This is a genomic window from Chromatiaceae bacterium, assembly GCA_024235395.1.
In the GTDB taxonomy this organism is placed as follows: Bacteria; Pseudomonadota; Gammaproteobacteria; order Chromatiales; family Chromatiaceae; genus Thiosocius.
This window is the reverse complement of record JACKMK010000001.1, coordinates 177,105-202,207: the sequence shown is the minus strand read 5'-3', so window position 1 is coordinate 202,207 and position 25,103 is coordinate 177,105. Positions and strand designations below refer to the sequence as shown.

The 25,103-nt window shown below is 61.9% G+C and carries 25 protein-coding genes; 23 read left to right on the top strand and 2 right to left on the bottom strand.

From position 1 onward, the window contains the following. Positions 1-7: 7 nt before the first annotated feature. Positions 8-730 carry a sulfate transporter CysZ gene (gene cysZ / locus H6955_00955; protein ID MCP5312091.1) on the bottom strand — a complete coding sequence of 241 codons (723 nt, stop codon included), beginning with the start codon at positions 728-730 and terminating at the stop codon, positions 8-10. 227 nt (positions 731-957) lie between these two features. On the opposite strand from cysZ, the gene H6955_00950 reads away from it, so the two are divergent. The 8 genes from H6955_00950 to H6955_00915 all read left to right on the top strand — a co-directional run bounded on the left by H6955_00950 (position 958) and on the right by H6955_00915 (position 11,156). Then, positions 958-1,599, top strand: coding sequence for a polysaccharide biosynthesis/export family protein (locus H6955_00950; protein ID MCP5312090.1), 642 nt, complete (start codon positions 958-960; stop codon positions 1,597-1,599). 16 nt (positions 1,600-1,615) lie between these two features. Continuing rightward, positions 1,616-3,214: a chain-length determining protein gene (locus tag H6955_00945; GenBank protein ID MCP5312089.1), complete on the top strand. Its 1,599-nt coding sequence runs from the start codon at positions 1,616-1,618 to the stop codon at positions 3,212-3,214. A 152-nt stretch (positions 3,215-3,366) separates the two neighbouring features. Continuing rightward, positions 3,367-4,239 carry an AAA family ATPase gene (locus H6955_00940; protein ID MCP5312088.1) on the top strand — a complete coding sequence of 291 codons (873 nt, stop codon included), beginning with the start codon at positions 3,367-3,369 and terminating at the stop codon, positions 4,237-4,239. Between the two features lie 16 nt (positions 4,240-4,255). Then, positions 4,256-5,695 (top strand): TIGR03016 family PEP-CTERM system-associated outer membrane protein, encoded by a 1,440-nt coding sequence (locus H6955_00935; GenBank protein MCP5312087.1) that lies wholly within the window; start codon positions 4,256-4,258, stop codon positions 5,693-5,695. Positions 5,696-5,697: 2 nt separating this feature from the next. After that, the gene (locus H6955_00930; GenBank protein ID MCP5312086.1) at positions 5,698-6,729 is read left to right on the top strand and encodes an AAA family ATPase; all 1,032 of its coding nucleotides are present in this window, start codon (positions 5,698-5,700) and stop codon (positions 6,727-6,729) included. A gap of 71 nt (positions 6,730-6,800) precedes the next feature. Then, positions 6,801-7,655 carry a DUF3473 domain-containing protein gene (locus tag H6955_00925; GenBank protein MCP5312085.1) on the top strand — a complete coding sequence of 285 codons (855 nt, stop codon included), beginning with the start codon at positions 6,801-6,803 and terminating at the stop codon, positions 7,653-7,655. Positions 7,656-7,705: 50 nt separating this feature from the next. Further along, complete coding sequence (gene xrtA, locus H6955_00920) at positions 7,706-9,250, top strand: exosortase A (GenBank protein ID MCP5312084.1); 1,545 nt, start codon at positions 7,706-7,708, stop codon at positions 9,248-9,250. Positions 9,251-9,263: 13 nt separating this feature from the next. After that, the gene (locus H6955_00915) at positions 9,264-11,156 is read left to right on the top strand and encodes an amidotransferase 1, exosortase A system-associated (protein ID MCP5312083.1); all 1,893 of its coding nucleotides are present in this window, start codon (positions 9,264-9,266) and stop codon (positions 11,154-11,156) included. 28 nt (positions 11,157-11,184) lie between these two features. On the opposite strand, the gene maf is transcribed toward H6955_00915, so the two are convergent. Further along, a complete protein-coding gene (gene maf, locus H6955_00910) occupies positions 11,185-11,763 on the bottom strand; it encodes a septum formation inhibitor Maf (protein MCP5312082.1) in 579 nt (192 codons plus the stop codon). A 193-nt stretch (positions 11,764-11,956) separates the two neighbouring features. On the opposite strand from maf, the gene H6955_00905 reads away from it, so the two are divergent. The 15 genes from H6955_00905 to H6955_00835 all read left to right on the top strand — a co-directional run bounded on the left by H6955_00905 (position 11,957) and on the right by H6955_00835 (position 25,102). Beyond that, positions 11,957-12,199: an OadG family protein gene (locus H6955_00905; protein ID MCP5312081.1), complete on the top strand. Its 243-nt coding sequence runs from the start codon at positions 11,957-11,959 to the stop codon at positions 12,197-12,199. A gap of 33 nt (positions 12,200-12,232) precedes the next feature. After that, positions 12,233-14,032 carry a sodium-extruding oxaloacetate decarboxylase subunit alpha gene (gene oadA, locus H6955_00900; protein MCP5312080.1) on the top strand — a complete coding sequence of 600 codons (1,800 nt, stop codon included), beginning with the start codon at positions 12,233-12,235 and terminating at the stop codon, positions 14,030-14,032. 6 nt (positions 14,033-14,038) lie between these two features. Beyond that, a complete protein-coding gene (locus H6955_00895; GenBank protein MCP5312079.1) occupies positions 14,039-15,337 on the top strand; it encodes a sodium ion-translocating decarboxylase subunit beta in 1,299 nt (432 codons plus the stop codon). A gap of 90 nt (positions 15,338-15,427) precedes the next feature. After that, on the top strand, positions 15,428-15,955 hold the full coding sequence (locus H6955_00890) for a DUF177 domain-containing protein (GenBank protein MCP5312078.1): 528 nt from the start codon (positions 15,428-15,430) through the stop codon (positions 15,953-15,955). A gap of 27 nt (positions 15,956-15,982) precedes the next feature. Beyond that, positions 15,983-16,153: a 50S ribosomal protein L32 gene (gene rpmF, locus H6955_00885; GenBank protein ID MCP5312077.1), complete on the top strand. Its 171-nt coding sequence runs from the start codon at positions 15,983-15,985 to the stop codon at positions 16,151-16,153. A gap of 54 nt (positions 16,154-16,207) precedes the next feature. After that, a complete protein-coding gene (gene plsX, locus H6955_00880) occupies positions 16,208-17,233 on the top strand; it encodes a phosphate acyltransferase PlsX (GenBank protein MCP5312076.1) in 1,026 nt (341 codons plus the stop codon). Then, positions 17,230-18,207: a ketoacyl-ACP synthase III gene (locus tag H6955_00875; protein ID MCP5312075.1), complete on the top strand. Its 978-nt coding sequence runs from the start codon at positions 17,230-17,232 to the stop codon at positions 18,205-18,207. Before plsX ends, H6955_00875 begins: the two co-directional genes overlap by 4 nt. 12 nt (positions 18,208-18,219) lie before the next feature. Continuing rightward, positions 18,220-19,161, top strand: coding sequence for an ACP S-malonyltransferase (gene fabD, locus H6955_00870; protein ID MCP5312074.1), 942 nt, complete (start codon positions 18,220-18,222; stop codon positions 19,159-19,161). Next, entirely contained in the window at positions 19,154-19,894 is a 741-nt protein-coding gene (gene fabG, locus H6955_00865) for a 3-oxoacyl-ACP reductase FabG (protein MCP5312073.1), read from the top strand. Before fabD ends, fabG begins: the two co-directional genes overlap by 8 nt. 141 nt (positions 19,895-20,035) lie before the next feature. Beyond that, positions 20,036-20,269 (top strand): acyl carrier protein, encoded by a 234-nt coding sequence (gene acpP, locus H6955_00860; protein MCP5312072.1) that lies wholly within the window; start codon positions 20,036-20,038, stop codon positions 20,267-20,269. Between the two features lie 95 nt (positions 20,270-20,364). Continuing rightward, the gene (fabF, locus tag H6955_00855; protein ID MCP5312071.1) at positions 20,365-21,609 is read left to right on the top strand and encodes a beta-ketoacyl-ACP synthase II; all 1,245 of its coding nucleotides are present in this window, start codon (positions 20,365-20,367) and stop codon (positions 21,607-21,609) included. 38 nt (positions 21,610-21,647) lie between these two features. After that, positions 21,648-22,490: an aminodeoxychorismate lyase gene (gene pabC / locus H6955_00850; GenBank protein ID MCP5312070.1), complete on the top strand. Its 843-nt coding sequence runs from the start codon at positions 21,648-21,650 to the stop codon at positions 22,488-22,490. After that, positions 22,483-23,478, top strand: a complete 996-nt coding sequence (gene mltG / locus H6955_00845) for an endolytic transglycosylase MltG (GenBank protein ID MCP5312069.1) — start codon at positions 22,483-22,485, stop codon at positions 23,476-23,478. Before pabC ends, mltG begins: the two co-directional genes overlap by 8 nt. Continuing rightward, the gene (locus tag H6955_00840; GenBank protein ID MCP5312068.1) at positions 23,475-24,110 is read left to right on the top strand and encodes a dTMP kinase; all 636 of its coding nucleotides are present in this window, start codon (positions 23,475-23,477) and stop codon (positions 24,108-24,110) included. The genes mltG and H6955_00840 overlap by 4 nt, the downstream gene beginning before the upstream one ends. After that, entirely contained in the window at positions 24,107-25,102 is a 996-nt protein-coding gene (locus H6955_00835; GenBank protein MCP5312067.1) for a DNA polymerase III subunit delta', read from the top strand. The genes H6955_00840 and H6955_00835 overlap by 4 nt, the downstream gene beginning before the upstream one ends. The last annotated feature ends 1 nt before the right edge of the window (position 25,103 follow it).

The window sequence follows — 25,103 nt, the reverse complement described above, 5'->3', positions numbered from 1 at the left end:
GGGTGGATCAATCCGGTTGCAGATCGTCGACCCACAGCCGGGTCGCGCCGGCGACGGCGGCAGGCATCGCCGCGAACTGCAGCACCGGGATCAGCATCAGCGTGGTCACCCCGGCCCCGAATAACAGGGATTTCCAGCGCCGGCTCCGCAGGTGTTTGCGTTGATCTCGCGGCGCGATGCCGTGATTGCCCATCGGGTAATCGGCGTACTCGATCGTGAGAAACCAGAACCCGAACAGGACCCATCCAATACTGACCAGGATGTTCAGTCCGGGAACCAGGAACAGGATCAGCAACGGCAGTGCGCGACTGGCGAGATACAGGATCTTGCTCAGTTCGCCGGCCAGTGCGGGGCCGATCGCGGCGAGCACTGAGGCATCGGCCTGTTGCGGCAGCTCACCGGTTAACTTTTCCTCGACACGCGCCGCTAACAAGGCGTTGAAAGGCGCGCCGATCAGGTTGGCGATCAGGGTGAAACCGTAGAACAACGCCAGCGCATAGGCCGTTGCGAAGATCGCCCAGAGCACCCAGCGCAGGAACGCGAGCCACTCGTGCGTCGGCAGCCAGCGATCCATGAAGACGTCGAAATAATGGCCGGCGACATACGCGAGACCGGCGAATATGACGACGTTGAGGACCAGCGGAACCAGTACGTAGCGCCGCAGGCCGGGACGAAATACGAGGGTTAAACCTTGGAACGGCAGGAAAAAACCGCCTATCGTGGACCACATGCGGGAAAGTCTTCGAGTGGCAATCGCGGCGTGCAGTATAGCCCGGGTCGGTATGGCTGCGGCGCGACGGTTTTTGGCGTCGCCGCAATGTCAGGATTATTTACAAGCTGCCGCTACAACCGTTTGTGCAGCAAGCTTTTTTGATGAACATTGAGTAAACTGCCCGGGCCGTGGAAGGCGGCGCAGATAGGCTTCGACGGACAGCGACCATGAAAGAGAGGATTGATATGCGGAATCTCCTTAGATCAGTGCGCTTGGTCACCACGCTGGGCGCCCTTGCGGGGGTTTTGGTAATGACGGGGTGCGCGTCGCAGAAAAATGCGCGGCCTGAACTGCCGACGGCCAGCGGTGATGCCCAATATTCGACGCGCTATCGGATTGCACCGGGCGACTCGGTGCAGATATTCGTCTGGCGTAACCCCGAAGTCAGCACCTCGGTGCCGGTGCGCCCGGACGGCCTGCTTTCCGCGCCGCTGCTCGAGGAGGTCCCTGCGGCGGGCAAGACGCCGGCCGAACTCGCGCGCGACCTGGAGGCCGAATTGGCGACCTACCTTCGCGATCCGCTGGTCACGGTAATCGTGGGGTCGTTTGTCGGCACCTTCCGCGAGCAGATCCGCGTCGTCGGTGAGTCGGCCAGGCCCAAAGCGCTGCTGTACCGTGATTCGATGACCCTGCTCGACGTGATGGTCGAAACCGGCGGCCTGACGCAATACGCGGCGGGCAACGATGCGACGTTGATCCGTGCGGTCGACGGTAATCAGGAGCAGTTCCGCCTGCGGCTCGACGACCTGCTGAAAGACGGCGATATCACGGCCAACGTCGACATGCGGCCTGGCGATATCATCATTGTCCCAGAGGCATGGTTCTGAGCTGTAGGCGAGCGGTATGCATGACGTCATCGTAATACTGCTTCGGTACGCCAGGGGAACCTGGCGTTTCCGCTGGTGGATGCTCGGAGTCGCGTGGCTGATCTGTGTCATCGGTTGGTCGGTCGTGGCGCGCATTCCGGATGAGTTCCGGGCATCGGCGCGCGTCTACGTCGATACTTCCTCGGTGCTTCGCCCCTTGCTGAAAGGCATCGCGTTCAACGCGGGCGATACCGAACAGAAGATCTTTCTGATGACGCGGACCCTGCTCAGTCAGCCGAACCTGGAGAAGGTCACGCGCATGACGGACCTCGACCTGAAGGCGACCACCGATGCCGAGAAGGACGAGTTGTTGAGCCGCCTGAAGAAAAATATTCGTTTGTCCGGCACCTCCCGCGAAAACCTCTACACGATCTCGCACGATTCGGACTCTCCGGAACTCGCGACCATGGTCGTCAAATCGCTGTTGACCATCTTTATGGAGAGCAATCTGGGCGAGGCCCGCAAGGAGCAGGATTCGGCGACCCAGTTCCTCGAGCAGCAGAAATCGGAGTATGAGCGTCGTCTGCGTGAACTCGATGCCGAGCTGGCGCGTTTCAAACAGCGCAATTTCGAGGTCCTGCCGGAAGGTTCGGACAGCTTCTACAAGAGGGTGCGGGAACTGAAGGAGCGGATAGCTTCCGACAAGCTCGAACTGGCGGCCCTCGAAGAGCGTCTGGAGACGACACGTCGCCAGGTCGAAGGCGAGGTGCCGAGTTTCGGCATGGTGCCGGTGCCCGAGGTCACTCACAACCCGGAAACGGCCGATATAGACCGGCGTATCCAGTCGGTGCAGCTGCGCCTCGACGAACTGAACGTGCGCTACACGGATCGTCATCCGGACGTGGTCCAGGCGCAACGCTCATTGGCCGACCTCAAGCAGGAACGTGCTGGCATCATTGCGGAGATCCAGCGGCGGCTGGCAGAGGCCGGCCCGACCGCCTACGACGCCGACAAAAACCCGGTCTATCAGCAGATGCGCATCTCGATGGCGCAGCTCGAGGGTGACGTGGCAGCCCGAAAGACACGGCTTGCCGCTTACGAGAAGCAACTCGCGGAACTCGAGGGCTCGATCGACAAGGTACTGGCACTGGAAGCGGAGCGTCGCGACCTGCTGAACGATTACCAGATCGCCAAGAAGAACTACGACGTGCTCGAGACCCGCCTGGAATCGGCACGTCTCGGACGCAAGGTGGACAGCACGGCGGAAAACGTTCGCTTCCGGGTGGTCGATCCTCCGCGGGCGCCGACCAAGCCCTCCGGTCCGAATCGTGTCCTGCTGAGTTCCCTGGTCCTGCTCGCCGGCCTCGCGGTCGGGTTTGGGGTCGCTTTCCTGATGTCGCAGTTCCGACCGACGTTCGACGAACGTCAGGCGCTCAGCGAGACCTTGAATCTGCCTGTGTTGGGCAGCGTCAACATGATATGGACGACTGACCAGATCCGCGCACGCAAGGTGCGCAACGTGAGTTTCGTCCTGACGCTGAGCGGATTGCTGCTTACATTTGGCGTCGTGATCGCGTTGTATCAATTCAACATCGAACTTCTGCCGCGATTGGCGCAGTCGTTGAATCTGGCCTGACCATGAGCATCATCGAAAAAGCCGTCGAAAAAATGATGGGCAAGCTGGACCAGCCGGCGCAGAAGCCACCGGCACCTGCCGCCCGTGAGCCCGCGGCACCACCACCGCGTGCGGAAGCCGAGGCGGTCGCCGAAGCCCCGGTGTCAGACGAAATGACTTTCGAACCGCCTCAGGCGTCGGTCGAAACGCCAGAGCCGGAAGCTTTCGTTGCCGCCGAACCGGCGATGGAACTTCCGCTCGACGAGTCTCCGACAGCGCCGAGCGATGTGTTGCGGATTCGTGCACTGGGCCTCGAAGGCGTGCTTTCGCCCGATTCCGAGCGCAGCCGCACGGCGGAAGAGTACCGTATGATCAAACGGCCGTTGCTGACGCGGGCGTTCGGCCAGGGGGCGATGGGCGAGGCGCATCGCAACCTGATCATGGTGACCAGTTCGGTCGAGGGCGAGGGCAAGACCTTCAGTTCGCTCAATCTGGCGATCTCGATCGCCATGGAAATGGATCGCACGGTCTTGCTGGTCGATGCCGACCTCGCGAAACCCGGCTTGTCTCGCCTGCTGAAGATCAACAATCTTCCGGGGCTGACTGATCGGCTGATCGATGACAGCCTGGATCTCAAGGATCTGTTGGTCAAGACGGACATACCCAAGTTCTCGGTGTTGCCGGCAGGGCGTCGGCACAGGCGTTCGACCGAACTGCTGGCCAGCAATACGATGCGCCATCTCCTGGACGAACTGGCATTGCGGTACGCGGACCGTGTCGTGCTGTTCGATTCCCCACCGTTGCTCGCCACCAGCGAGGCGAGCGTGCTCGCCCACCAGATGGGACAGATCTGCTTGGTCGTCGAATCCGGTGTCACGCCGCAGTTTCTAGTGCAGGACGCGGTATCGCAGTTGAATTCCGTCGAAAAAGTGTCGCTGATCCTGAACAAGTGCAAACCCGACCTGTTCTTCGGTCGCTACGGCTACGGCTACGGTTATCGATACGGCTATGGGTACGGATACGGCTACGGTAGCGATGAGCATTAGGAGGGAGTCGCGGGAGATGCATCTTGCCAAGCGCGGGTGGTTGCGGAATCTCGGCTCTTTCGCCGGGATTGCGGTGGTCACGGTTTGCTTCACTGGTACGGCGAGCGCCGGCGAATGGCGACTGAAGGATTCGGTCACTGCAAGCGCGACGGTGGTCGATGACTCCGAGGGTTCCTCCGGGACAGTGTTGCAACTGAGCCCGAGCTTGAACCTAACGGGGAAAGGCGGCCGTTCCAAGGCCAATGCGCACTACCGGTTGACGCTGTCAGAAGGCACCGGTGATACCAACCCGCGCCCGATTGCGCATTCCCTGCTGGCGGCCGGTGAAGTGGAGGCGATCGAGGATTTCTTCTTCCTTGGCGGCGAGGCCACGGCCCGTCTGAGCAGTGGTGACGGCACCACGACGAGCAACGTCGACTCGATCAATTTCGATCGGCGTGGCGGGCAACAGAGCTACTCGCTGCGAGTGAAACCGATCTTCAAGCATCACCTGAACCGTTACGCGGATTTTGTCAGCAACAACTCTGTCGACTACGTGGTCAGCGACTCCGGCAACAGCGGCAGCGATTCAACCTCGTCGCGATTGCATCTGGGGGTGCAAAGCGGTCGTTATTTCGGGCCTTTGAGCTGGCGGAGTGATGTCAGCCAGCGATCCACGCACTACGACGATCGCGACGACAGCACGACCACGGCAAGCGCCGGTGTCGGCTATCGCGTCAACCCCCGGCTGAATCTGAGTTCCACCATCGGTTGGGAGGACAACGACGTCGAAACCAGCCGCAGCGACACGAACGGGATTACCTGGTCTGTGGGGGCCGCATGGAACCCGACGTCACGCACCAGCCTGTCTGCAAATTACGGATCGCGGTATTTCGGCCACACCTATTCCGGCCAGATATCGCACGTCAGCCGGCGGACGCGTACCGGGATAACCGTGTCTCGCGATATCTCCAACCGGCGCAGTTTCGAACTGGTCGATTCGTTTTTCTTCCTTGCAGACGAGAACGGCAACATCATCGTCGATCCGGACACCGGCGACCCGGTCATCGTCAATATTCCGGATCTGCGTGATATCAACGAGGATTTCATCAGCACCCGCGTCAGCGGTATCGTGACAGTAACCGGGCGTCGCACCAACGTGTCCGTCACCGGGTACCTCTCGAAGCGCGAGTATGAAGTGTCGCAGGCGAACGAGGACACCTATGGCATGACGGCGCACGTCTCGCGCCGCCTTGGGGGTGACTACAGTGCCTCGGTCAGCGGTGGATACACCCATAGCGTCAACGACAATGACGCGAAAAGCGACAGCTTCGATGTGCGCTTTTCGCTGAGCAAGAGGTTGTCCCCGCGCACCAGCGCATCGTTGAGTGTCTCGCATCAAGAGGATGATTTTTCGGACAGCGGGACGGAAACAGAAAACCGGATCGGGCTCTCGCTCACCACGAGTTTTCTCTAGCCATGTACGAATCCTTCTACAATCTGTCCGGCAAACCTTTCCAGCTGAGCCCGGACGCGCGGTTCTTCTTCAATAGCTCCGGGCACAACCGGGCGATGGCCTACCTTCGTTACGGGCTCCGTCAGGGGGAAGGTTTCATCGTCATAACCGGCGGTATCGGGACCGGCAAGACCATGCTGGTCAGCAACCTGTTCAAGGAATTGCACGATGAAAGCGTCGTCGCCGCACAGCTGGTTTCGACCCAGATCAACGAAGACGAAGTGTTGCGCATGATCAGTGCATCGTTCGGCCTGGCCCACGAAAACCTTTCCAAGGCCGCGCTGCTCCGCAACCTCGAGGCCTTTTTCCGCGCACGGCGTGCCGAGGGCAGACGTGTCCTGCTGGTCGTCGACGAGGCGCAGAACCTGCCGCCGCGATCGATCGAAGAGCTGCGCATGCTGTCCAATTACCAGGAAGACGGGCAGGCACTGCTGCAAAGTTTCCTGCTCGGTCAGCTCGAACTGAAGCAGACCCTGCAGAGCCCCGGCATGGAGCAAGTGCGTCAGCGCATCATTGCCGGATACCATCTCAGGCCGCTCGACCGCCAGGAATTGCAGGCGTATGTCGAACACCGGCTCACGCTGGTCGGTTGGCAGAATGACCCCCTGCTCGGCGACGAGGCGTTCGACGCGATCTTTTCGGCGACCGGCGGCGTGCCGCGTCGGGTGAACAATCTGTGCGATCGACTGCTGTTGTTCGGATCGCTGGAAGAACTGCACGAACTCGATGGTTCACACGTGCAGACAGTGGTTGAGGAGATGGCGCAGGAGATGGGGCAGGCGAACGCCGAAACGGCGACCCAAACCCGACCGACGGTACGCGCAGAGAGTACCAGCACTCAGCGCCCGACTGACCTGGAGGGGCGTGTCGCGTTGCTGGAACAGGAGGTGGCGCAGCTGCGCGGGGCTTTGGCAAAGAATCGGCGCATGCTGAAGCAGGCCATCATGCTGCAAATGGATATGGATGACGACGATGAACCATTGCCGTCCGGCTGAACGCCCGACAGCGTCTGCCTTGATCGTGCGTGCCGGGCGGTAACGCTGTGTTGCAACGCCGATCGAACGCGATGACCGTCGATGTCGAAGATTACTTTCAGGTCTCGGCATTCGAACGCTACATCGACCGTGATTCCTGGGATCGGCAGGAATGCAGGGTCGAACGCAACGTGGATCGAATCCTTGCGTTGTTCGATCGCCACGACGCCAAGGCAACGTTCTTCACCCTGGGGTGGATAGCGGAGCGTTACCCCGCCATGGTGCGCCGAATTGTCGCGCAAGGCCATGAATTGGCCAGCCATGGATGGTCGCACGTTCGAGTGACCCAACAGGATCCCGAGCAGTTTCGCGAAGACGTCATTCGGACCAAGTCTCTGCTGGAGGATCTGTCGGGTAAACCGGTGATCGGGTATCGGGCGGCCAGTTACTCCATCGGGGCCGCCAATCTTTGGGCGCTCGGGGTGTTGCGGGACACCGGACACAAATACAGCTCAAGTATCTACCCGATCAAACATGACCTTTACGGAATGCCGGATGCGCCGCGTTTTGTGTTCAGACCGGTCGACGACGAGTTTCTCGAGTTTCCGGTAACCACGGTCAGGGTCGCCAACAAGAATCTCCCGTGCGGCGGCGGCGGCTGGTTTCGTCTCGTGCCGTACGCTGGCATGCGGTGGGCCATGCGCCGGGTCAACATGGTGGATGGACAGCCGGCCATCTTTTACTTCCATCCGTGGGAGATCGACCCCGACCAGCCGCGTCAATCCGGACTCGATGCGAAAACCCAGTTTCGGCACTATCTGAACCTTGAGCGCATGGAGGCCCGTCTGGAACGTCTGCTGCAAGATTTTGCCTGGGGACGGATGGACGAAGTGCTGTATTTCCCCAATGCTCGCCGCGAGCAGCCTGCTGCGGCCACGGTCTCCTGATTTCGCGGCACAAGCGCTGATTATTTGCCGTCTGCAAGGTAGTAGAACCTGTGAATGAGGCAGCACACTCCGTAGCTCCAAGCTGGCGCGCGACATTCGTGGCCAGTGTCGTGGTATTTGTCGGAATGGTTCTGTTGTTCCAGTCCACCGCGCTGGGCATGGTGCACACCTGGTACAACTTCGAAACCTATACCCATGGGTTTCTGATCGTTCCCATCACGCTCTGGTTGATCTGGCAGAGACGTAGCCATCTGCTGGTCTTCACTCCGCAGCCGTCTGCAGGGTTTCTCGTTCCAGTCGCGCTCGGACTCGGCGTATGGGTGCTGGCACGGCTGACCGGCGTGTTGGTGGTTGAACAACTGGCATTCGTCGCGATCGTCATCAGTGCCTTGGGCGGCGTACTCGGACTGCAGGTCACGCGTTTTCTGGCGTTTCCATTGCTGTTCCTGTTCTTCGCCGTGCCGATGGGTGAGGACCTCGTGCCGCCGATGATGGAATTCACGGCCAGTTTCACGGTTGCGGCATTGAAGTTGACCGGCATCCCTGTCTATCGCGAGGGCCTGTGGTTCTCGTTGCCGAGCGGCAACTGGTCAGTGGTTGAGGCGTGCAGCGGTGTGCGATATCTGATCGCATCGGTGACGCTGGGTTTCATGTACGCCTATGTGACTTATCACACCTTGTGGAAGCGCATCCTGTTCATCGCGGTGTCGGCTGTAGTGCCTATCCTTGCGAACGGTGTGCGTGCCTACATCATCGTGATGATCGGCCACCTCAGCGGCATGAAATATGCGACCGGCGTTGATCATCTGATCTACGGCTGGTTCTTCTTCGGCATCGTGATGTTCATCCTGTTCTGGATCGGTTCCTATTGGCAGGAGGAGCAGGATGCGCCCGCATTCGTTCCGCCGCCGCGCGTATTGAGTAGGGAATCGGTGGGGTTACGTGTTGCGGCGGTGGCATTGTCGGCGCTCGGCCTGTCACTCGCCGTGGTGCTGTTTACCATGCGTGCGGAAAACGCGTCGGTACAGCTGGTCGGCCAGTTTTCCGCGCCGAACTCGATAGATCGCTGGCGTGCGATCGAAGCGTCGCCGCTATGGTCACCCGATTATCTGCCCACCGATCAGACCATCGAGGCGCGCTACGCTGATCCAGACGGCGACCAGGTTCAACTGTTCGTGGCGCTGTATCCGCAGCAGCGGCAGGGTGTCGAGGCGATCAGCCAGCAGAACAAGATCGCGGCCGATCTGGAGCGCTCCGCCGGACTCGATTCGGTGCGCGTCGACTTGGGTGGCGAAGAGGTCCGCGTGGTTCGGTCCAAGGTCATCGTGCCTGTCGGCGGCGTGCAACAGGAACATCTCGTCTGGCAATGGTACCGGGTTGCGGGGCGGAACCTGACAAACCGGTACGAAGGCAAGGCCTGGGAGGCGCTGGCGCGCATCTATCCGGGGCGTGCCGATGGTGCCTGGATCGCCATCACGACGCCACTGAGTGTCCAGGGGCTCGACGCCAGCGATGCCCGCCTGCAGGATTTTGCACGCAGTGCTGCGCCGACGATCGGCAGGGCGATCGATCACGTGCTTGGTATCGCGGACTGAGGGGCAGCGCGCGATGTGTGGATTGGCTGGCATCTTTTCGATCGATTCGCGCAGTGATGTCGACCGCGCATTGCTGGAACGTATGAACCAGAGCCAGTTTCACCGCGGACCGGACGAGGGGGGTATTCACGTCGAGCCCGGTGTCGGACTCGCGCATCGCCGCTTGTCGATCATCGACCTGTCGAGTGGACAGCAGCCGCTGTACAACGAAGACGATTCGGTTGTTGTCGTGTACAACGGGGAGATCTACAACTTCGCGGCATTGGCCGAGGAGTTGACCCGGCTCGGTCACAGCTTCCGGACGCACTGTGATACCGAAGTCATAGTGCACGCCTGGGAAGAGTGGGGCGATAGCTGCGTTACGCGGTTTCGCGGCATGTTCGCGTTTGCCCTGTGGGACCGAAATCGCGAGACCCTGTTTCTCGCACGCGACCGGCTCGGCATCAAACCCCTGTATTACACCTTGCTGCCGCAAGGTGATCTGGTGTTTGCGTCGGAACTGAAGGCCATCAAACAACATCCCGCCCTCGACCGACAGATGGACGAGTCTGCGGTGGAGGAGTATTTCGCGCTCGGCTACATTCCGGAGCCGCGCACGATCTACCGCAATACCGCCAAATTGCGGCCGGGACATACCCTGATGGTGCGGCGCGGTCGGCGCGTATTGGATCAGAAGCCGTACTGGGACATCCCTTTCGCGCCACTCGACCCAAACCTGTCGGAGACTCAGGCCGGCGAGGAGCTGGTGGCACGGATGCGCGAGGCGGTGGATATACGCCTGATCGCCGAAGTGCCACTTGGGGCCTTTCTTTCGGGTGGCGTGGATTCGAGCACCGTGGTCGCGCTGATGGCGCAGGTGAGTGCCGATCCGGTCAATACCTGTTCGATTGCGTTCGGAGAGGCGGAGTACAACGAAGCCGAGTACGCAGCCGCGGTGGCAGAAAAGTTCGGCTGCGTTCATCGCGTGGGTGCCGTCGATCCAGACGATCATTCGCTGCTCGACCTGTTGCCCGGTCTGTACGATGAACCTTTCGCAGACAGCTCGGCTATGCCCACCTATCGGGTCTGTGAACTGGCCAGCCGAGACGTGACGGTCGTGCTCTCCGGTGACGGAGGTGACGAGAACCTCGCCGGTTACAGGCGTTACGCACAGCACCTCGACGATCTTGCGATGAAGGCCCATGTTCCGTCCGCTGTGCGTCACCTGCTCGGCGGTATCGGGCGTCATTACCCCGACTGGCCGTTGTTGCCGGAGGTTCTGCGCAGGCGCCAGGGCCTGATCTCGATCGGCCAGGACCCGGTGGAGAGCTTCTTCGAGATCAATTCCGTCATGAAGCGCGACCTGCGCCGGTCACTGTACAGCAAGGCGTTCACCCGGCGTCTCGACGGCTACGATGCAGTCGAGGTGTTTCGGCAGCATGCCTCCGCGGCACCGACCGACGAACCGTTGTCGCTAGCGCAATATCTGGATCTCAAAACCTACCTGCCCGGAGATATCCTGACCAAGGTCGACCGCGCGAGTATGGCGCACTCGATCGAGGTGCGTGTGCCGCTGCTCGACCACCAACTGGTGGAGTGGATATCGACGCTGCCGGTCGATCTGAAGCGTCGGGGGGGGGTAGGCAAGTACCTGATGAAGAAAGCGATGGAGCCCTGGTTGCCGGGCGATATCCTGTATCGGCCGAAGAAGGGCTTCGATGTCCCGCTGGCAAAATGGTTTCGTGGCCCGTTGCGCGATCGTTTGCGAGAAGCCCTGGCGAGTCAGGCATTGCAGGATACGGCGGTGTTCGACCGAAACAGGCTGCAGCGCCTGTTCACCGAACATGACCAGGGGCGGCGCGACTGGAGCACGCCCTTGTGGTCGATCCTGATGTTCGAGGCATTTCTGCGGGCGGAAACGAAATAACCGGCGACCGCGGGAGCGCCTCTGCGCTTCACGGCAGGTCGATGCCCTCTGCGGCCAGCATTTCGACCAGGCGGATGAGGGGTAGCCCGATCAGGGTGTTTGGGTCGCGGCCGTCGAGCGCGCTGAACAGCGTGATACCGTAACCTTCGGACTTGAAACTTCCGGCACAGTCGAACGGTTGTTCGTAATCGACGTAACGCTCGATTTGTGCCTGATCGAGTCGACGAAACCGCACGGTGAACGGCTCGACGTCCACCTGCAGATGCCCGGTTGCGGTATTCAGCAGGCAGATCCCGGTGAAAAACTCCACATTCCTGCCCGATGCCTGGCGCAGCTGCTCGATGGCATTCTCGCGATTTCCCGGTTTGCCAAGGATGCGCTCGCCGATGCAGGCCACCTGGTCGGAGCCGATCACGAGCGCGTCGGAATGACGCAGACCGACATCGCGGGCCTTTTCTTCGGCCAGGCGCAGCACCAGCTGCTGCGGCGATTCGTCCGGGCGCCGTGTCTCGTCGATCATCGGTGAATCGGTCGAAAACGGTTGTCCCAGCTTGGCGAGCAGGGCCTGGCGAAACGGTGACGACGAACCGAGGATCAGGGCTTGCATGTCGACGACGATCCTGTTTGAGCGGCGAACCGACGATTTTGGGTGTAGGGATTGAATCTCTCAATACCAGAATGCGGCGGTCTTCTATTAGAATGCGGGCGTCACGGTGCGTCTACTGTCGAATTATTACAATAGTGGCCGCGTTCGGCGCATCGGTGATCCAAGCGATTGAACTCCGGGGAGACCGAGCCAAATGGGCAATTTGCTGATGCAGGGCGTCGAATTGATGATGCTTGGAATGGGCATCGTGTTCGGCTTCCTGGTCGTCCTGGTGTTTACGCTGCGCGGCATGTCGATGCTTGCCGATCGTCTGGATGACACGGCCGGGACGGAGGCCACAACCACCCAGCAACCACTCGACGTCACCGACAACCGCCAGTTGATCGCGGTGATTTCGGCCGCGGTCGCGCGTTACCGTGCGTCGCGGGTTGCCTGATCCGATCACTTTCCACCAGGACGTAGAGGCTTCATGACTACGAACCAGCTCGCCATTACCGACGTCGTCTTGCGCGATGCACACCAGTCGTTGTTCGCCACCCGTCTGCGTCTGGAGGATATGCTGCCGATCGCGGACAAGCTCGATCAAGTCGGATTCTGGTCGCTCGAAACCTGGGGCGGCGCGACGTTTGACGCCTGTATCCGTTTTCTCGGCGAAGATCCCTGGGAGCGCCTTCGTGCGCTCAAAAAGGCGATGCCGAATACCCCGATGCAGATGCTCTTCCGGGCACAGAACATACTCGGATACCGCCACTATGGCGACGATGTGGTCGAGCGCTTCGTCGAGCGCGCGGCAGACAACGGCATGGACGTGTTTCGCATCTTCGATGCGATGAACGACCTGCGCAATTTTGAAACGGCAGTCCGTGCGACCTTGAAGGTCGGCAGGCATGCGCAGGGAGCGATGTCCTACACGGTCAGTCCGGTGCACGACCTGCAGTATTGGCTCGATATGGCGAAAGGTCTTGAGGACCTGGGTTGCCACTCGATCTGTATCAAGGACATGGCGGGTCTGCTGACGCCCTATACCTGCTTTGAGCTCGTCTCGCGCCTCAAGGAGACCGTCGCGGTTCCGATCGCCATGCAGTCTCACGCGACGACCGGCATGAGTACGACGACCAACATCAAGGCGGCCGAGGCCGGAATCGACATGGTCGATACCGCGATCTCGTCGATGTCGATGACCTATGGTCATTCTGCGACTGAATCGGTGGTGGCGATTCTGCAGGGGACGGAACGGGATACCGGTCTGGATCTCAACCTGCTCGAGGAGATCGCAGCGTATTTCCGCGTGGTGCGAAAGAAATACGCGAAGTTCGAGGGCGCGCTTCGCGGAGTCGATTCGCGCATCCTGGTCGCCCAGGTGCCAGGTGGCATGTTGACCAACATGGAGAGTCAGCTGCGCGAACAGGGCGCCGCCGACCGCATGGACGAGGTCCTCAAGGAGATCCCGCGTGTCCGCAAGGACCTTGGCTACATACCGCTGGTGACGCCGACTTCGCAGATCGTCGGCACCCAGGCGGTGTTGAACGTGTTGACGGGCGAACGCTACAAGACCATCACCAAGGAAACCGCGGGTGTACTGAAGGGCGAGTACGGCGCCGCACCGGCTGCGGTGGATGCCGAGTTGCAGCAGCGCGTGTTGGCGGACGGGGAGGAGGCGATCACCTGTCGGCCGGCCGACCTGATCGAGGCGGAACTGGACAAACTGACCGACGAGTTTCGCCACATCGCCGAGGAGCGCGGCATCCGCGTCGCGAATGACGAGATCGACGACGTACTCACTTATGCCCTGTTTCCGCAGATCGGGCTCAAGTTTCTCGAGAATCGCGACAACCCGGCGGCATTCGAACCGCCACCCGGCACCGAGCAGGCACCGCAGGCTGCGCCGGCCGCGGCACCTGCCGCCGTCACACCTCCCGCCGCGGAGGCCTACCAGGTCACTGTCGACGGACGTGTCTACCAGGTGGTGGTCGCACCGGGTGGCGAGGTTACGCATGTCGCGCCGGCCACGGCGGCGCCCGCAGCAGCTGTGCCACCGGCGGCACCTCGGGGCGCCGCGACCCCGGTACCGGCCCCATTGGCCGGTAACATCTTCAAGGTCAACGTGGCCGCCGGTCAGGCCATCAAGTCGGGTGATGTGATCATGATCCTCGAGGCGATGAAGATGGAGACCGAAGTGCGTTCACCCGAATCCGGTACCGTCCAGGAGTTGCTGGTCAAACAGGGTGATGCCGTTCAGGTCGGCGATATCCTCCTGACGCTGAGCTGACGCGCGATGATAGAACATGGCTTTGAAGCCCTGTGGCGCTCCATGGGGATCGCCAACCTGGAGTGGGGGCAGCTCCTGATGGTCGTCGTGGGCGGCCTGCTGATCTTTCTCGCGATCCGCAAAGGCTTCGAACCCTTGCTGCTGTTGCCGATCGGCTTCGGCTGCGTGCTGGCCAACGTGCCGGTCGCCGGTCTGGCCGAGGACGCTGTCGGTCAGCTGTTGCTCGCGGGTGATCGGCAGCACCTCGCCGCGCTGGCGCAGTTGCTCGGTGTGCCGGTTGCCGAAGTGGCGGATGCCGCCAAACATGCGACCGGGGCGAGCCTGAGCGCGGCGAAGATGTTGGCCAGCAACCTGGGCTACGACCCGGGCATGCTGTACCAGTTTTATGCGGTTGCGATCAGCACCGGGGTGGCGCCGCTGCTCATTTTCATGGGTGTCGGCGCACTGACCGATTTCGGCGCCCTGATCGCGAAGCCGTCGACCCTGCTGCTGGGCGCTGCGGCCCAGTTCGGTATCTTTCTCACCCTGATCGGCGCGCTGGCGCTGAACGCGGTGCCGGGATTCGATTTTTCCCTCGCCGATGCCTCGGCGATCGCGATCATCGGCGGTGCTGACGGCCCGACCGCAATCTTTCTCGCGTCCAAGCTGGCCCCCGATCTGCTCGGTGCGATCGCCGTCGCGGCCTATTCCTACATGGCGCTGGTGCCGATCATCCAGCCCCCGATCATGCGTGCATTGACGAACGACACGGAGCGCCAGGTGGTCATGTCGCAGCTGCGGCCGGTGAGCAGGCTCGAAAAGATCCTTTTCCCGCTGACGGTGCTGCTGTTGTGTCTGCTGTTCCTGCCGTCGGCGGCCCCGCTGATCGGCATGTTGACCTTCGGCAATCTGCTGCGTGAGTCGGGCGTCGTCGATCGCCTGAGCAAATCGGCGCAGAACGAAATCATCAACGCGGTGACCATCATCCTCGGCCTGTCGGTCGGTTCGAAGCTGCAGGCGGACAAGTTCCTGAGCCTCGAGACCCTTGGCATCCTGGCGCTGGGGGCGATCGCGTTCTGTGTCGGGACTGCTGCCGGGGTGCTGATGGGCAAGGTGATGTACCGCGTCTCGGGCGGCAAGGTGAATCCGCTGATTGGCGCCGCCGGGGTGTCCGCGGTGCCGATGGCCGCGCGGGTCGTGAACAAGGTGGGGCTCGAATCGAACCACCATAACTTCCTGCTGATGCACGCGATGGGGCCGAACGTCGCCGGGGTGATCGGCTCCGCGGTCGCGGCGGGTGTGCTGCTGGCCGTCGTCGGCGGCTGAAACCCGGCCAGTAAGCGCCCGAAATTCATAAGTTTTTCAGTTGCCTGGCGGGGCGATTTTTCGTAATATCGCGCGCTTATGTTGTCGCTCTTGCCCGACTTCGCCGATCCACTGCGGCTGTGTTCGCTCGGTAAGGTGTACGAGGGCACGATCCCGTTGGCCGATTTGCCGCGTCTTGCGCCGCTTCTGACCTCCACACAAGGTGAAGCGGCGTTTACATTGGCATTCGACATGGATGCAGAACGCCGGCCCGTGGTGCGGGTGAAGGTCAGCGCCCGGTTGGCATTGCAGTGTCAGCGCTGCCTTGGCGAAATGACGCTGGATGTGGACTCGGACTCCCTGTTGGCCGTGGTCAGCGGGACGGACGAGGCGGAACGGTTGCCCGACGCGCTCGATCCGCTGCTGGTGGAAGACGCTAAAATGGAACTGCGTTCGCTGATAGAGGACGAATTGATCCTCACAATTCCTTCGGCGCCGCTGCACCCGGCACAGGACTGCAAAGTCAAGGTCGAAGACGTCAATGCGCGGTCGGCGACCGCTCCGGCGCCCCGGGAGGGCGAGGAGCATCCGTTCGCCGCACTGGCGGCGTGGAAGAGCGATACACAGAAAAGAGATTGAATAGTCGTTGAATTTGAGGAGACCATCATGGCAGTCCAACAGAATCGCAAAACCCCTTCCAAGCGCGGCATGCGTCGCTCGCACGACGCCCTGAAACCGGAATCGCTGTCGATCGACCCGACGTCGGGAGAGACCCATCTGCGCCACAACGTGAGCCCTGACGGTTTCTACCGAGGACGTAAAGTCGTTGACAAGTAAGTCGGCAATCGACTTGCCCACGTCTATGGAACCCGTCAGAAATCCTGCTTTCGCGTGAATCAGTCGATCACGATTGCGCTCGATGCAATGGGTGGAGATCACGGCCCCGGCGTGGTCGTCCCCGCCGCGTTGAATTTTCTCAAGCGTGACCAGGAGTGTCGGCTGATCCTGGTGGGGCGCGAAGAAGCCATTCGCGCGCACCTTCCGCCAGGGGGCGTAACGGACCGTATTGCGGTGCAGCACGCCACTCAGGAGGTCGGCATGGACGAGTTGCCGTCGCGGGCTTTGCGCGGCAAAAAGGATTCATCGATGCGGGTCGCGATCGACCTGGTCAAGCAGGGGCGAGCGGATGCGTGCGTGAGTGCCGGCAACACCGGCGCGCTGATGGCGACTGCCCGGTTCGTGTTGAAAACCCTGCCACATGTCGACCGACCGGCCATCATTACCTCGCTGCCGGCGGTGGATGGCCGGACCTGGGTGCTCGATCTGGGTGCGAATGTCGATTGCGAGGCGGCGCACCTGTATCAATTCGCGGTGATGGGCTCGGAACTCGTGTCGGCGGTCGAGGGTATCGCGCAGCCAAGGGTCGGCCTGTTGAACATCGGACAGGAAGAGATCAAGGGCAACGAGCAGGTCAAGGAGGCGCACGAGTTGCTCGGGCGTAGCGAACTCAACTACGTGGGCTACGTCGAAGGAGACGATATCTATCTGCGCGAAGGACTCGACATCGTCGTGACCGATGGTTTCGTGGGCAACGTGGCGCTTAAGAACACCGAAGGTGTCGCCAAGTTGATCCGCCACTTCATGACGGTGGAGTTCAAGCGCAACATCTTCACCAAGCTGTCTGCACTGGTCGCGCTGCCGGTGTTGAAGGCCTTGCGCCGTCGCATAGATCCACGTCGCTACAATGGCGCGAGCCTGCTCGGATTGCGCGGTATCGTGGTGAAGAGTCACGGGGGTGCAGACACCCTGGCCTTCGAACACGCGATTGCAATTGCCAAGAAAGAAGTACTTGCCGATATCGCGGGCCGAATAGAACAACACGTCGGCAAGCTCCTGAACGTTTCGGCCAGCGCATGAGCATCTATGCCCGGATTCGAGGCACTGGCAGCTTCCTGCCCGAAAAAGTGCTTACCAACAAAGACCTCGAGGCCATGGTCGAGACCAACGACCAGTGGATTCGTGAGCGCACCGGCATCGTAAAACGTCATATCGCGGTTGACGGTCAGACCACGTGCGATCTCGCCGAGCAGGCCGCGCGCCGTGCGCTGGAGGCAGCTGGCAGAACGCCGGGGGATATCGACCTGATCGTGCTTGCGACGACCACCGCGGACAAGATCTTTCCGAGCACCGCCTGCCTGCTGCAGCAACGTCTCGATATCCACGGTTGTGCGGCATTCGACGTGCAGGCGGTATGTACGGGCTTCATCTATGCGTTGAGCGTCGCCGAGAAATTCGTCGTGACCGGCGCTGCGAAGTGCGCACTGGTCATAGGCGCGGAAACGTTTTCGCGTGTGATCGACTGGACCGACCGCACTACTTGTGTGTTGTTTGGCGACGGAGCCGGCGCCGTGGTGCTCGAGGCGTCAGATGAGCCGGGGATCCTGTCGTCTCACCTGCATGCGGACGGAGCCTACGAAAACCTGTTGCACGTGCCCGGCGGGGTGTCGAGGGGATTCGATCTGCCGGATGTCGACGGTAATCCGCATTTCACCCAGATGAAGGGCAATGAAGTGTTCCGCATGGCGGTCAACACGCTCGGACGCATCGTCGACGAAACCCTGCACGCGAACGGCATGAAGAAATCGGACGTCGATTGGCTGGTGCCGCATCAGGCGAATATCCGCATCATCAATGCGACCGCCCGCAAGCTGAACCTGCCGATGGACAAGGTCGTCGTGACCGTCGATCAGCACGGTAATACCTCGGCGGCATCGGTACCGCTTGCACTCGACGCCGCCGTGCGTGACGGTCGCATCCAGCCCGGTGAGGTGCTGCTGCTGGAGGCGTTCGGTGGAGGCTTTACCTGGGGCTCCGTACTGCTCAAGTACTGAAACGAAAAACCCATGAATAAGAAGATTGCTGTCACTTTTCCCGGCCAGGGCTCGCAATCGGTCGGCATGCTCGCTGATCTGGCGAGCGCCCACTCGATCGTTCAGGAGACCTTCGCCGCCGGCTCCGACGCCGTTGGTGTCGACCTGTGGGCGCTCAGCCAGGCGGGTCCGAAGGAAAAACTCAACGAAACGCAGAACACCCAGCCGGCCTTGCTGTGTGCGGGGATTGCAGTGTTGCGGGTGCTCCAGCAGGAGACGGATCTGCAGCCATCGGTGATGGCGGGCCACAGTCTCGGGGAATACACCGCGCTGGTTGCCGCCGGAGTGTTGGAACTGAGCGATGCCGCGCGGTTGGTGGCCTTGCGCGGTCGTTTCATGCAGGAGGCGGTACCCGCCGGCACCGGAGCGATGGCGGCGATTCTCGGCCTCGACGACGATCGGGTCCGGGCATTGTGTGCCGAGGGCGCGCAGGGGCAGGTCGCGGAGGCGGTCAATTTCAACTCGCCGGGCCAGGTGGTGGTCGCCGGCAACGTGGAAGCGGTGACCCGCGTCGCCGAGCTGGCCAAGGCAGCGGGTGCGAAACGTGCGTTGTTGTTGGACGTCAGTGTCCCGTCGCATTGTGCGCTGATGCGTCCGGCTGCGCAGCGTCTCGCCGAGGCCATGCGGTCGGTACCGTTTGCCGCTCCGCGGACACCGGTGTTGCACAACGTAAACGTCGAAGAGGCGGGGGCCCCGGATGCGATCCGCCAGCTACTGGTTGAGCAGTTGTACAGCCCGGTACGCTGGGTCGAAACCGTGCAGGCGATCGGTGGACGCGGCGTTCAGCGGGTGATCGAGGCAGGTCCCGGCAAGGTGCTGGCCGGGCTGATCAAACGCATCGACAAGACACTCGAAGTGCTGCCGGTATTCGATCCGGCCAGCCTGCAATCCGCTGTGGAGGCTATGCATGCTTGAAGGAAAAGTGGCACTGGTCACGGGCGCCAGCCGTGGGATCGGTAAGGCGATTGCCGACGCGCTCGGTGCCCAAGGGGCCACGGTGGTTGGCACAGCCACGTCCCAGTCGGGAGCCGATGCGATCAGCCAGCGATTTGCCGATTCCGGCTTCAACGGTGCCGGAATGTGCCTGGATGTGGCGGACGATGCAGCGGTGGAGAGCGTGGTCAAGGACATCGGAGAGCGCTATGGAGCGATCACGATCCTGGTGAACAATGCCGGCATCACGCGCGACAACCTGTTGATGCGCATGAAAACCGACGAATGGGACAGCGTCCTCGACACCAACCTGACCTCCATCTATCGGCTGTCGAAGGCATGCCTGAGGGCGATGATGAAGGCGAAAACCGGGCGGATTATCAATATTGCCTCGGTGGTTGGCGCCAGCGGCAACGCCGGGCAGACCAATTATTCGGCGGCCAAGGCGGGAATGTTCGGATTCACCAAGTCGCTGGCCCAGGAAGTCGGGTCGCGCGGCATCACGGTGAATGCCGTCGCCCCCGGTTTCATCGATACCGACATGACGCGCGAGCTGCCGGACAGCCAGCGCGATGCACTGCTTTCTGCGATCCCGCTGGGGCGTCTCGGCAGGCCCGAAGAGATCGCCGCGGTGGTTGCATTTCTGGCCTCGGATGCGGCGGCTTACGTGACCGGAGAGACGATCCACGTCAATGGTGGGATGTACATGGCGTGACGCCACACCGCGCGGCCTCTATCGCTGTTTAAGTGAGTACTGAAATTGCATCCTTCTGCTTTGAAGGCACAGGCAAACTGAATACAATACGGCGTCCCTGCGTGGCGCCTTAAATCACGCATTTCTGGAGGAATTGACAGAATGAGCTCTATCGAAGAACGGGTAAAGAAGATCGTCGTTGAGCAGCTGGGAGTCAAAGAAGAAGAAGTCGTACCTTCTGCATCTTTCGTCGACGATCTCGGCGCCGACTCGCTCGATACGGTCGAACTGGTGATGGCCCTGGAAGAGGAATTCGAAACCGAGATTCCTGATGAGGACGCCGAGAAGATCACGACCGTGCAGCAGGCCATCGATTACGTCACTGCGCACAGCTGATCTGCAGCGGGTGTTTGTGTTGCGGCCGTGGGTTCGGTTTCGCGAACCCGCGGCCGTTTGATTTGATGTCCAGCCTGCAATAAGGGGCTTTGCAGATGTCTGATAGAAGGGTTGTGGTCACGGGTCTCGGTCTGGTCGCGCCAGTGGGGCTGGATGTGGCCAGCGGTTGGGAAAACATCCTGGCCGGCAAGAGCGGCATACAGCCGATCACGCACTTCGATGTGTCGCAGTTCAGTGTGCAGTTCGGCGGTCCGATCTACGGCTTCGACGTGGAGCAGTACATCGCGAAGAAAGAAGCGCGCAAGATGGATGCATTCATCCACTACGGCATCGCCGCGGGTTTGCAGGCGCTCCGGGACAGCGGAATCGAGGTCACCGACGCCAATGCAAAGCGCATCGGTGTTGCGATCGGTTCGGGGATCGGCGGTGTGACCGGTATCGAGACCGGGTACGGCGCCTTCCTGTCCGGTGGACCACGCAAGATCTCGCCGTTCTTCGTGCCGGCCAACATCATCAATATGGTGGCTGGCAATCTGTCGATCCTCTGTGGCCTGAAAGGTCCGAACATCTCGATCGTCTCGGCGTGCAGCACCGGCGCTCACAACATCGGTGATGCCATGCGCATGATCCAGTACGGCACCGTCGACATGATGGTCGCCGGTGGAGCCGAGATGGCGACTTCGCCGACCGGGCTCGGTGGCTTTGCCGCTGCGCGCGCCCTGTCGACGCGCAACGACGATCCGGCTGGGGCCAGCCGCCCCTGGGATCGTGACCGCGACGGCTTCGTGCTCAGCGATGGCGCGGGTGTGCTGGTGATCGAGGAGCTCGAACACGCCAAGGCGCGCGGTGCTCACATCTATGCAGAACTGGTCGGATCGGCGATGAATTCGGATGCCTATCACATGACGTCGCCATCGCCGGGCGGCGAGGGTGCCGCCGACTGCATGCGCCTGGCGTTGCAGGATGCCAAGCTCAACATGGATCAGGTCGACTACATCAACGCGCACGGTACCTCGACGCCGGCCGGCGACGTCGCCGAAACGATGGCCGTCAAGGCGGCCTTCGGTGATCATGCCTACGAACTCGCGGTCAGTTCCACCAAGTCGATGACCGGTCATATGCTCGGTGCAGCGGGCGGAGCCGAGGCCTTGTTCACCGTGCTCGCGATCCGCGATCAGGTGATGCCGCCGACCATCAACCTCGACAATCCCGGCGAAGGCTGCGATCTGGACTATGTGCCCAAGACCGCGCGCGAAGCCAAGGTTGAGGTCGCAATCTCCAATTCGTTCGGTTTCGGCGGGACCAACGGTACACTGGTGTTCCGACGCTTCACCGGCTGAGCGGTCGTCCTTACGGGCCGCAGCACGAGCAGGACCAGATGCCTGACGATGCGCTGATCGACGGTCGGTTGGAATCTGCTGGATGGCTGGATGAGCGCGGTTTCCAGTTCGGCGACGGCCTGTTCGAGACGCTGATGGTGCGCGACGGGCGGGCCTGCCTATGGGACGCCCATATGGGCCGTCTGGCCCTCGGGTGCGAGCGCCTCGGCCTGCCGCAACCGGATACCGCGCTGCTGGCGGCCGAGGCGGACCGTTTGTGCAGTGGGCGCAGCACCGCGGTGCTGAAGCTCTACTGGACCGCAGGACGTTCCGCACGCGGATATCGCCGACCCGAAGCCGTGCGGGCGACGCGTGTTCTACGCTGTTCCGATTGGCCTTATGCCGCGCCACCGCAACGCTGGCGTCTGCGGCAATGCCAGCATCGGCTGGGCGAAAATCCCGGCCTGGCCGGCATCAAGCACCTCAACCGCCTCGATCAGGTGATCGCGCGTGCCGAATGGTCCGATCCTCAGATCGACGAGGGCGTCATGCTGGGTCAGGACGGTCGCGTGGTCTGCGGCACCATGACCAACCTGTTCGTGCAATCGGGTTCGACGTTGCGTACACCACCGGTCGACGGCGCGGGGATCGCCGGTGTGGTCCGCGGTCTTGCCTTGGCGATTGCGCAGCGCGACCGGCACGCGCTCGTCGAGTCGCCGGTCAATCGCGCCGAGCTGCTCGGCGCCGACGCAGTCTACCTGACCAACTCGCTGATCGGTGTGGTGAGGGTCGCGCGATTCGAAGACGTCGAGTATGACCCGGCGGTCGCGGAACACCCGTTGATGAGCGAGACGCGCAGGCTGTGCCACGGGGGCGCAGCGGAGGACGGAAACGGTGGCTAGGGCGATCGGGTTATTCGTCCTGCTCGCCAGCCTGTTCGTCGGTTGGGCGTGGATGGAGTACCGGGCCTTCATGGACACCCCGCTCAAGATAGAGCAGGGCAGCGTGATCTACGAAGTCCGCAAGGGCGCCTCGCTGGCGACGGTGGCCAATGACCTCGCTGCAGCAGGGATGCTCGAACGGCCCCGCTACCTGCAATGGTACGGGCGCTTCACCGGCCAGGCGAACGCGATTCGGGCCGGCGAATACCGTCTGGATGACCAGCTGAAACCGGCTTCGTTGCTGGCCTTGCTGGTGTCCGGCAGGTCGGTGAGTTACAGCCTGACCTTGCTGGAGGGATGGAACATCCGGCAGGTGCGTGCCGCCGTAGCGGCGCACGAAGCGCTCGAGCACACGCTGCAGGACGTCGGCGACGCCGAGTTGATGGCACGCCTCGGCCGTCCCGACGAACACCCGGAGGGCCGCTTTTTCCCCGACACCTATCAGTTCACCCGCGGTACCAGCGACCTCGAGTTCCTGCGCCGCGCACTGGAGACCATGGACCGAGAGCTGGCGGCTGCATGGGAAAAACGCGCGGCCGATGTCCCGTTGTCGTCACCGGAAGAGGCATTGATCCTCGCGTCCATCGTCGAGAAGGAGACCGGGCTCGCCGAGGAACGTCCGGAGATCGCGGGCGTATTTGCACGCCGCCTGCGTAAAGGGATGAAACTGCAGACCGATCCGACCGTGATCTATGGTATCGGCGCGAATTTCGATGGCAATATCCGCCGCAGCGATCTGCAGCGGGATACGCCTTACAACACCTATGTACATACCGGCCTGCCGCCGACGCCGATCTGCATGCCGGGTCGCGCGGCATTGTTGGCAGCGGTCGATCCGGCTCCCGGAAGCAGCCTGTATTTCGTCGCGCGCGGCGACGGCAGCCACGCATTCTCGGCAACCCTGGAGCAACACAATGCCGCGGTAAGGAAATACCAGTTGAAGCGATGAGCGATGCACGTTTCATCACCGTCGAGGGGATCGAGGGGGCGGGCAAGACCAGCTGCCTGGAACTGCTCGAACAGCGTATCCGCGCACGCGGGCGTCCGCTGCTGGTCACTCGCGAGCCGGGTGGCACGCCGCTCGGCGAGGATCTGCGGGCTTTACTGCTCGGCCATCGCCACGAAGGGATGGGTGACGACACCGAACTGTTGCTGATGTTCGCGGCGCGTGCCGAACACCTTCATGCGCGCATCGAACCGTCCCTGGCAGAGGGTAGCTGGGTTTTGTGCGATCGGTTTACCGATGCAACCTATGCCTATCAGGGCTATGGCAGAGGCATCGCGCTCGATCGCATTGCAGCACTCGAGGAGTGGGTCCAGGGGTCGCGACGTCCGCATCTCACGCTGTTGCTGGATGTCCCCGTGACGGTCGGCCTGGAACGTGCAGGGCGACGTTCGGCGCCGGACCGCATCGAGCGCCAGGCCCTGGATTTTTTCGAACGCGTCCGCCAGGGCTACCTTGGCCTTGCCGCGGCGCAGCCGGAACGCTTCCGCGTGATCGACGCCTCCCAGTCGCTACAACAGGTCGCCCGGCAAGTGGGTGCGACCATCGAGCGTTTTCTCGACGAGGTGCCGGGGTGAGCGGCGATGAGCGTTTCCCCTGGCACGTTGAGCAATGGCGCCGCCTGATTGCCGCCCGGCAGACGCAACGACTGCCGCACGCACTGCTGTTGTGCGGTCCGGCCGGGCTCGGCAAGACGGCATTCGCGAGGCGCCTTGGTGCCGCGTTGACCTGTACGCAGCCGGACCCTGAAGGCGATGCCTGCATGAGCTGCGCCGCCTGCCGTCAGACGCGCGCCGGCAGTCATCCGGACCTGCGTTGGGTGCAGCCGGACGAGCCCGGGAAAATGATCAAGATCAGCGCAATCCGCGAGCTGTCGTCGCAGAGTGTGTTGGCGGCCCAGGCCGGCGGGTACCGATTGTTCATCGTCGAACCGGCCGATGCGATGAACCGGTCGGCCGCCAATGCGCTGCTCAAGACCCTCGAGGAGCCCGTGTCGCGCACGGTGCTGATCCTGGTGAGTTCGCACCCGGATCGGCTGCCGGCGACGATCCGCAGCCGTTGCCAGGCGGTGCGTTTCACGCCGCCGCCCGGGACTCTTGTACGACAGTGGTTGATCGAGCGGCGGGTGTCCGGCGATGCCGAGCAGCTCATGGCGGTCAGCGGTGGCGCACCGTTGCGCGCCATGCAGGCGGCCGAGGAGGGGTGGATAGAGGAGGGGCGTCGGTTGTGCGGCGAGTTGGAGGCGCTTGCGTGTCGCAGCGAAAACCCGCTACGGATAGTTGAAGAATGGCAAAAGCGGCCGCTAATCTTGCTGACAGAAGGAATGAAACGCTGCGTGAGCGACCTGGTGCGCCTGGCGAGCGGTGCCGATCGCTCGTCCCTGTACCACCCAGGGCTTGCAGGTGATCTTGATAAACTCATTAAAAACATAAAATTGAGAGCTATTTTTAATTTTTATGATGAGGTTTTGAGGTTTGAGCGGGACACGGCTCGCAATCTCAATGTGCAGATGATGCTGGAGTTCGTCGCCAACCGCTGGTTACAGATGACCCGACCGGGAGGTCAGTGAA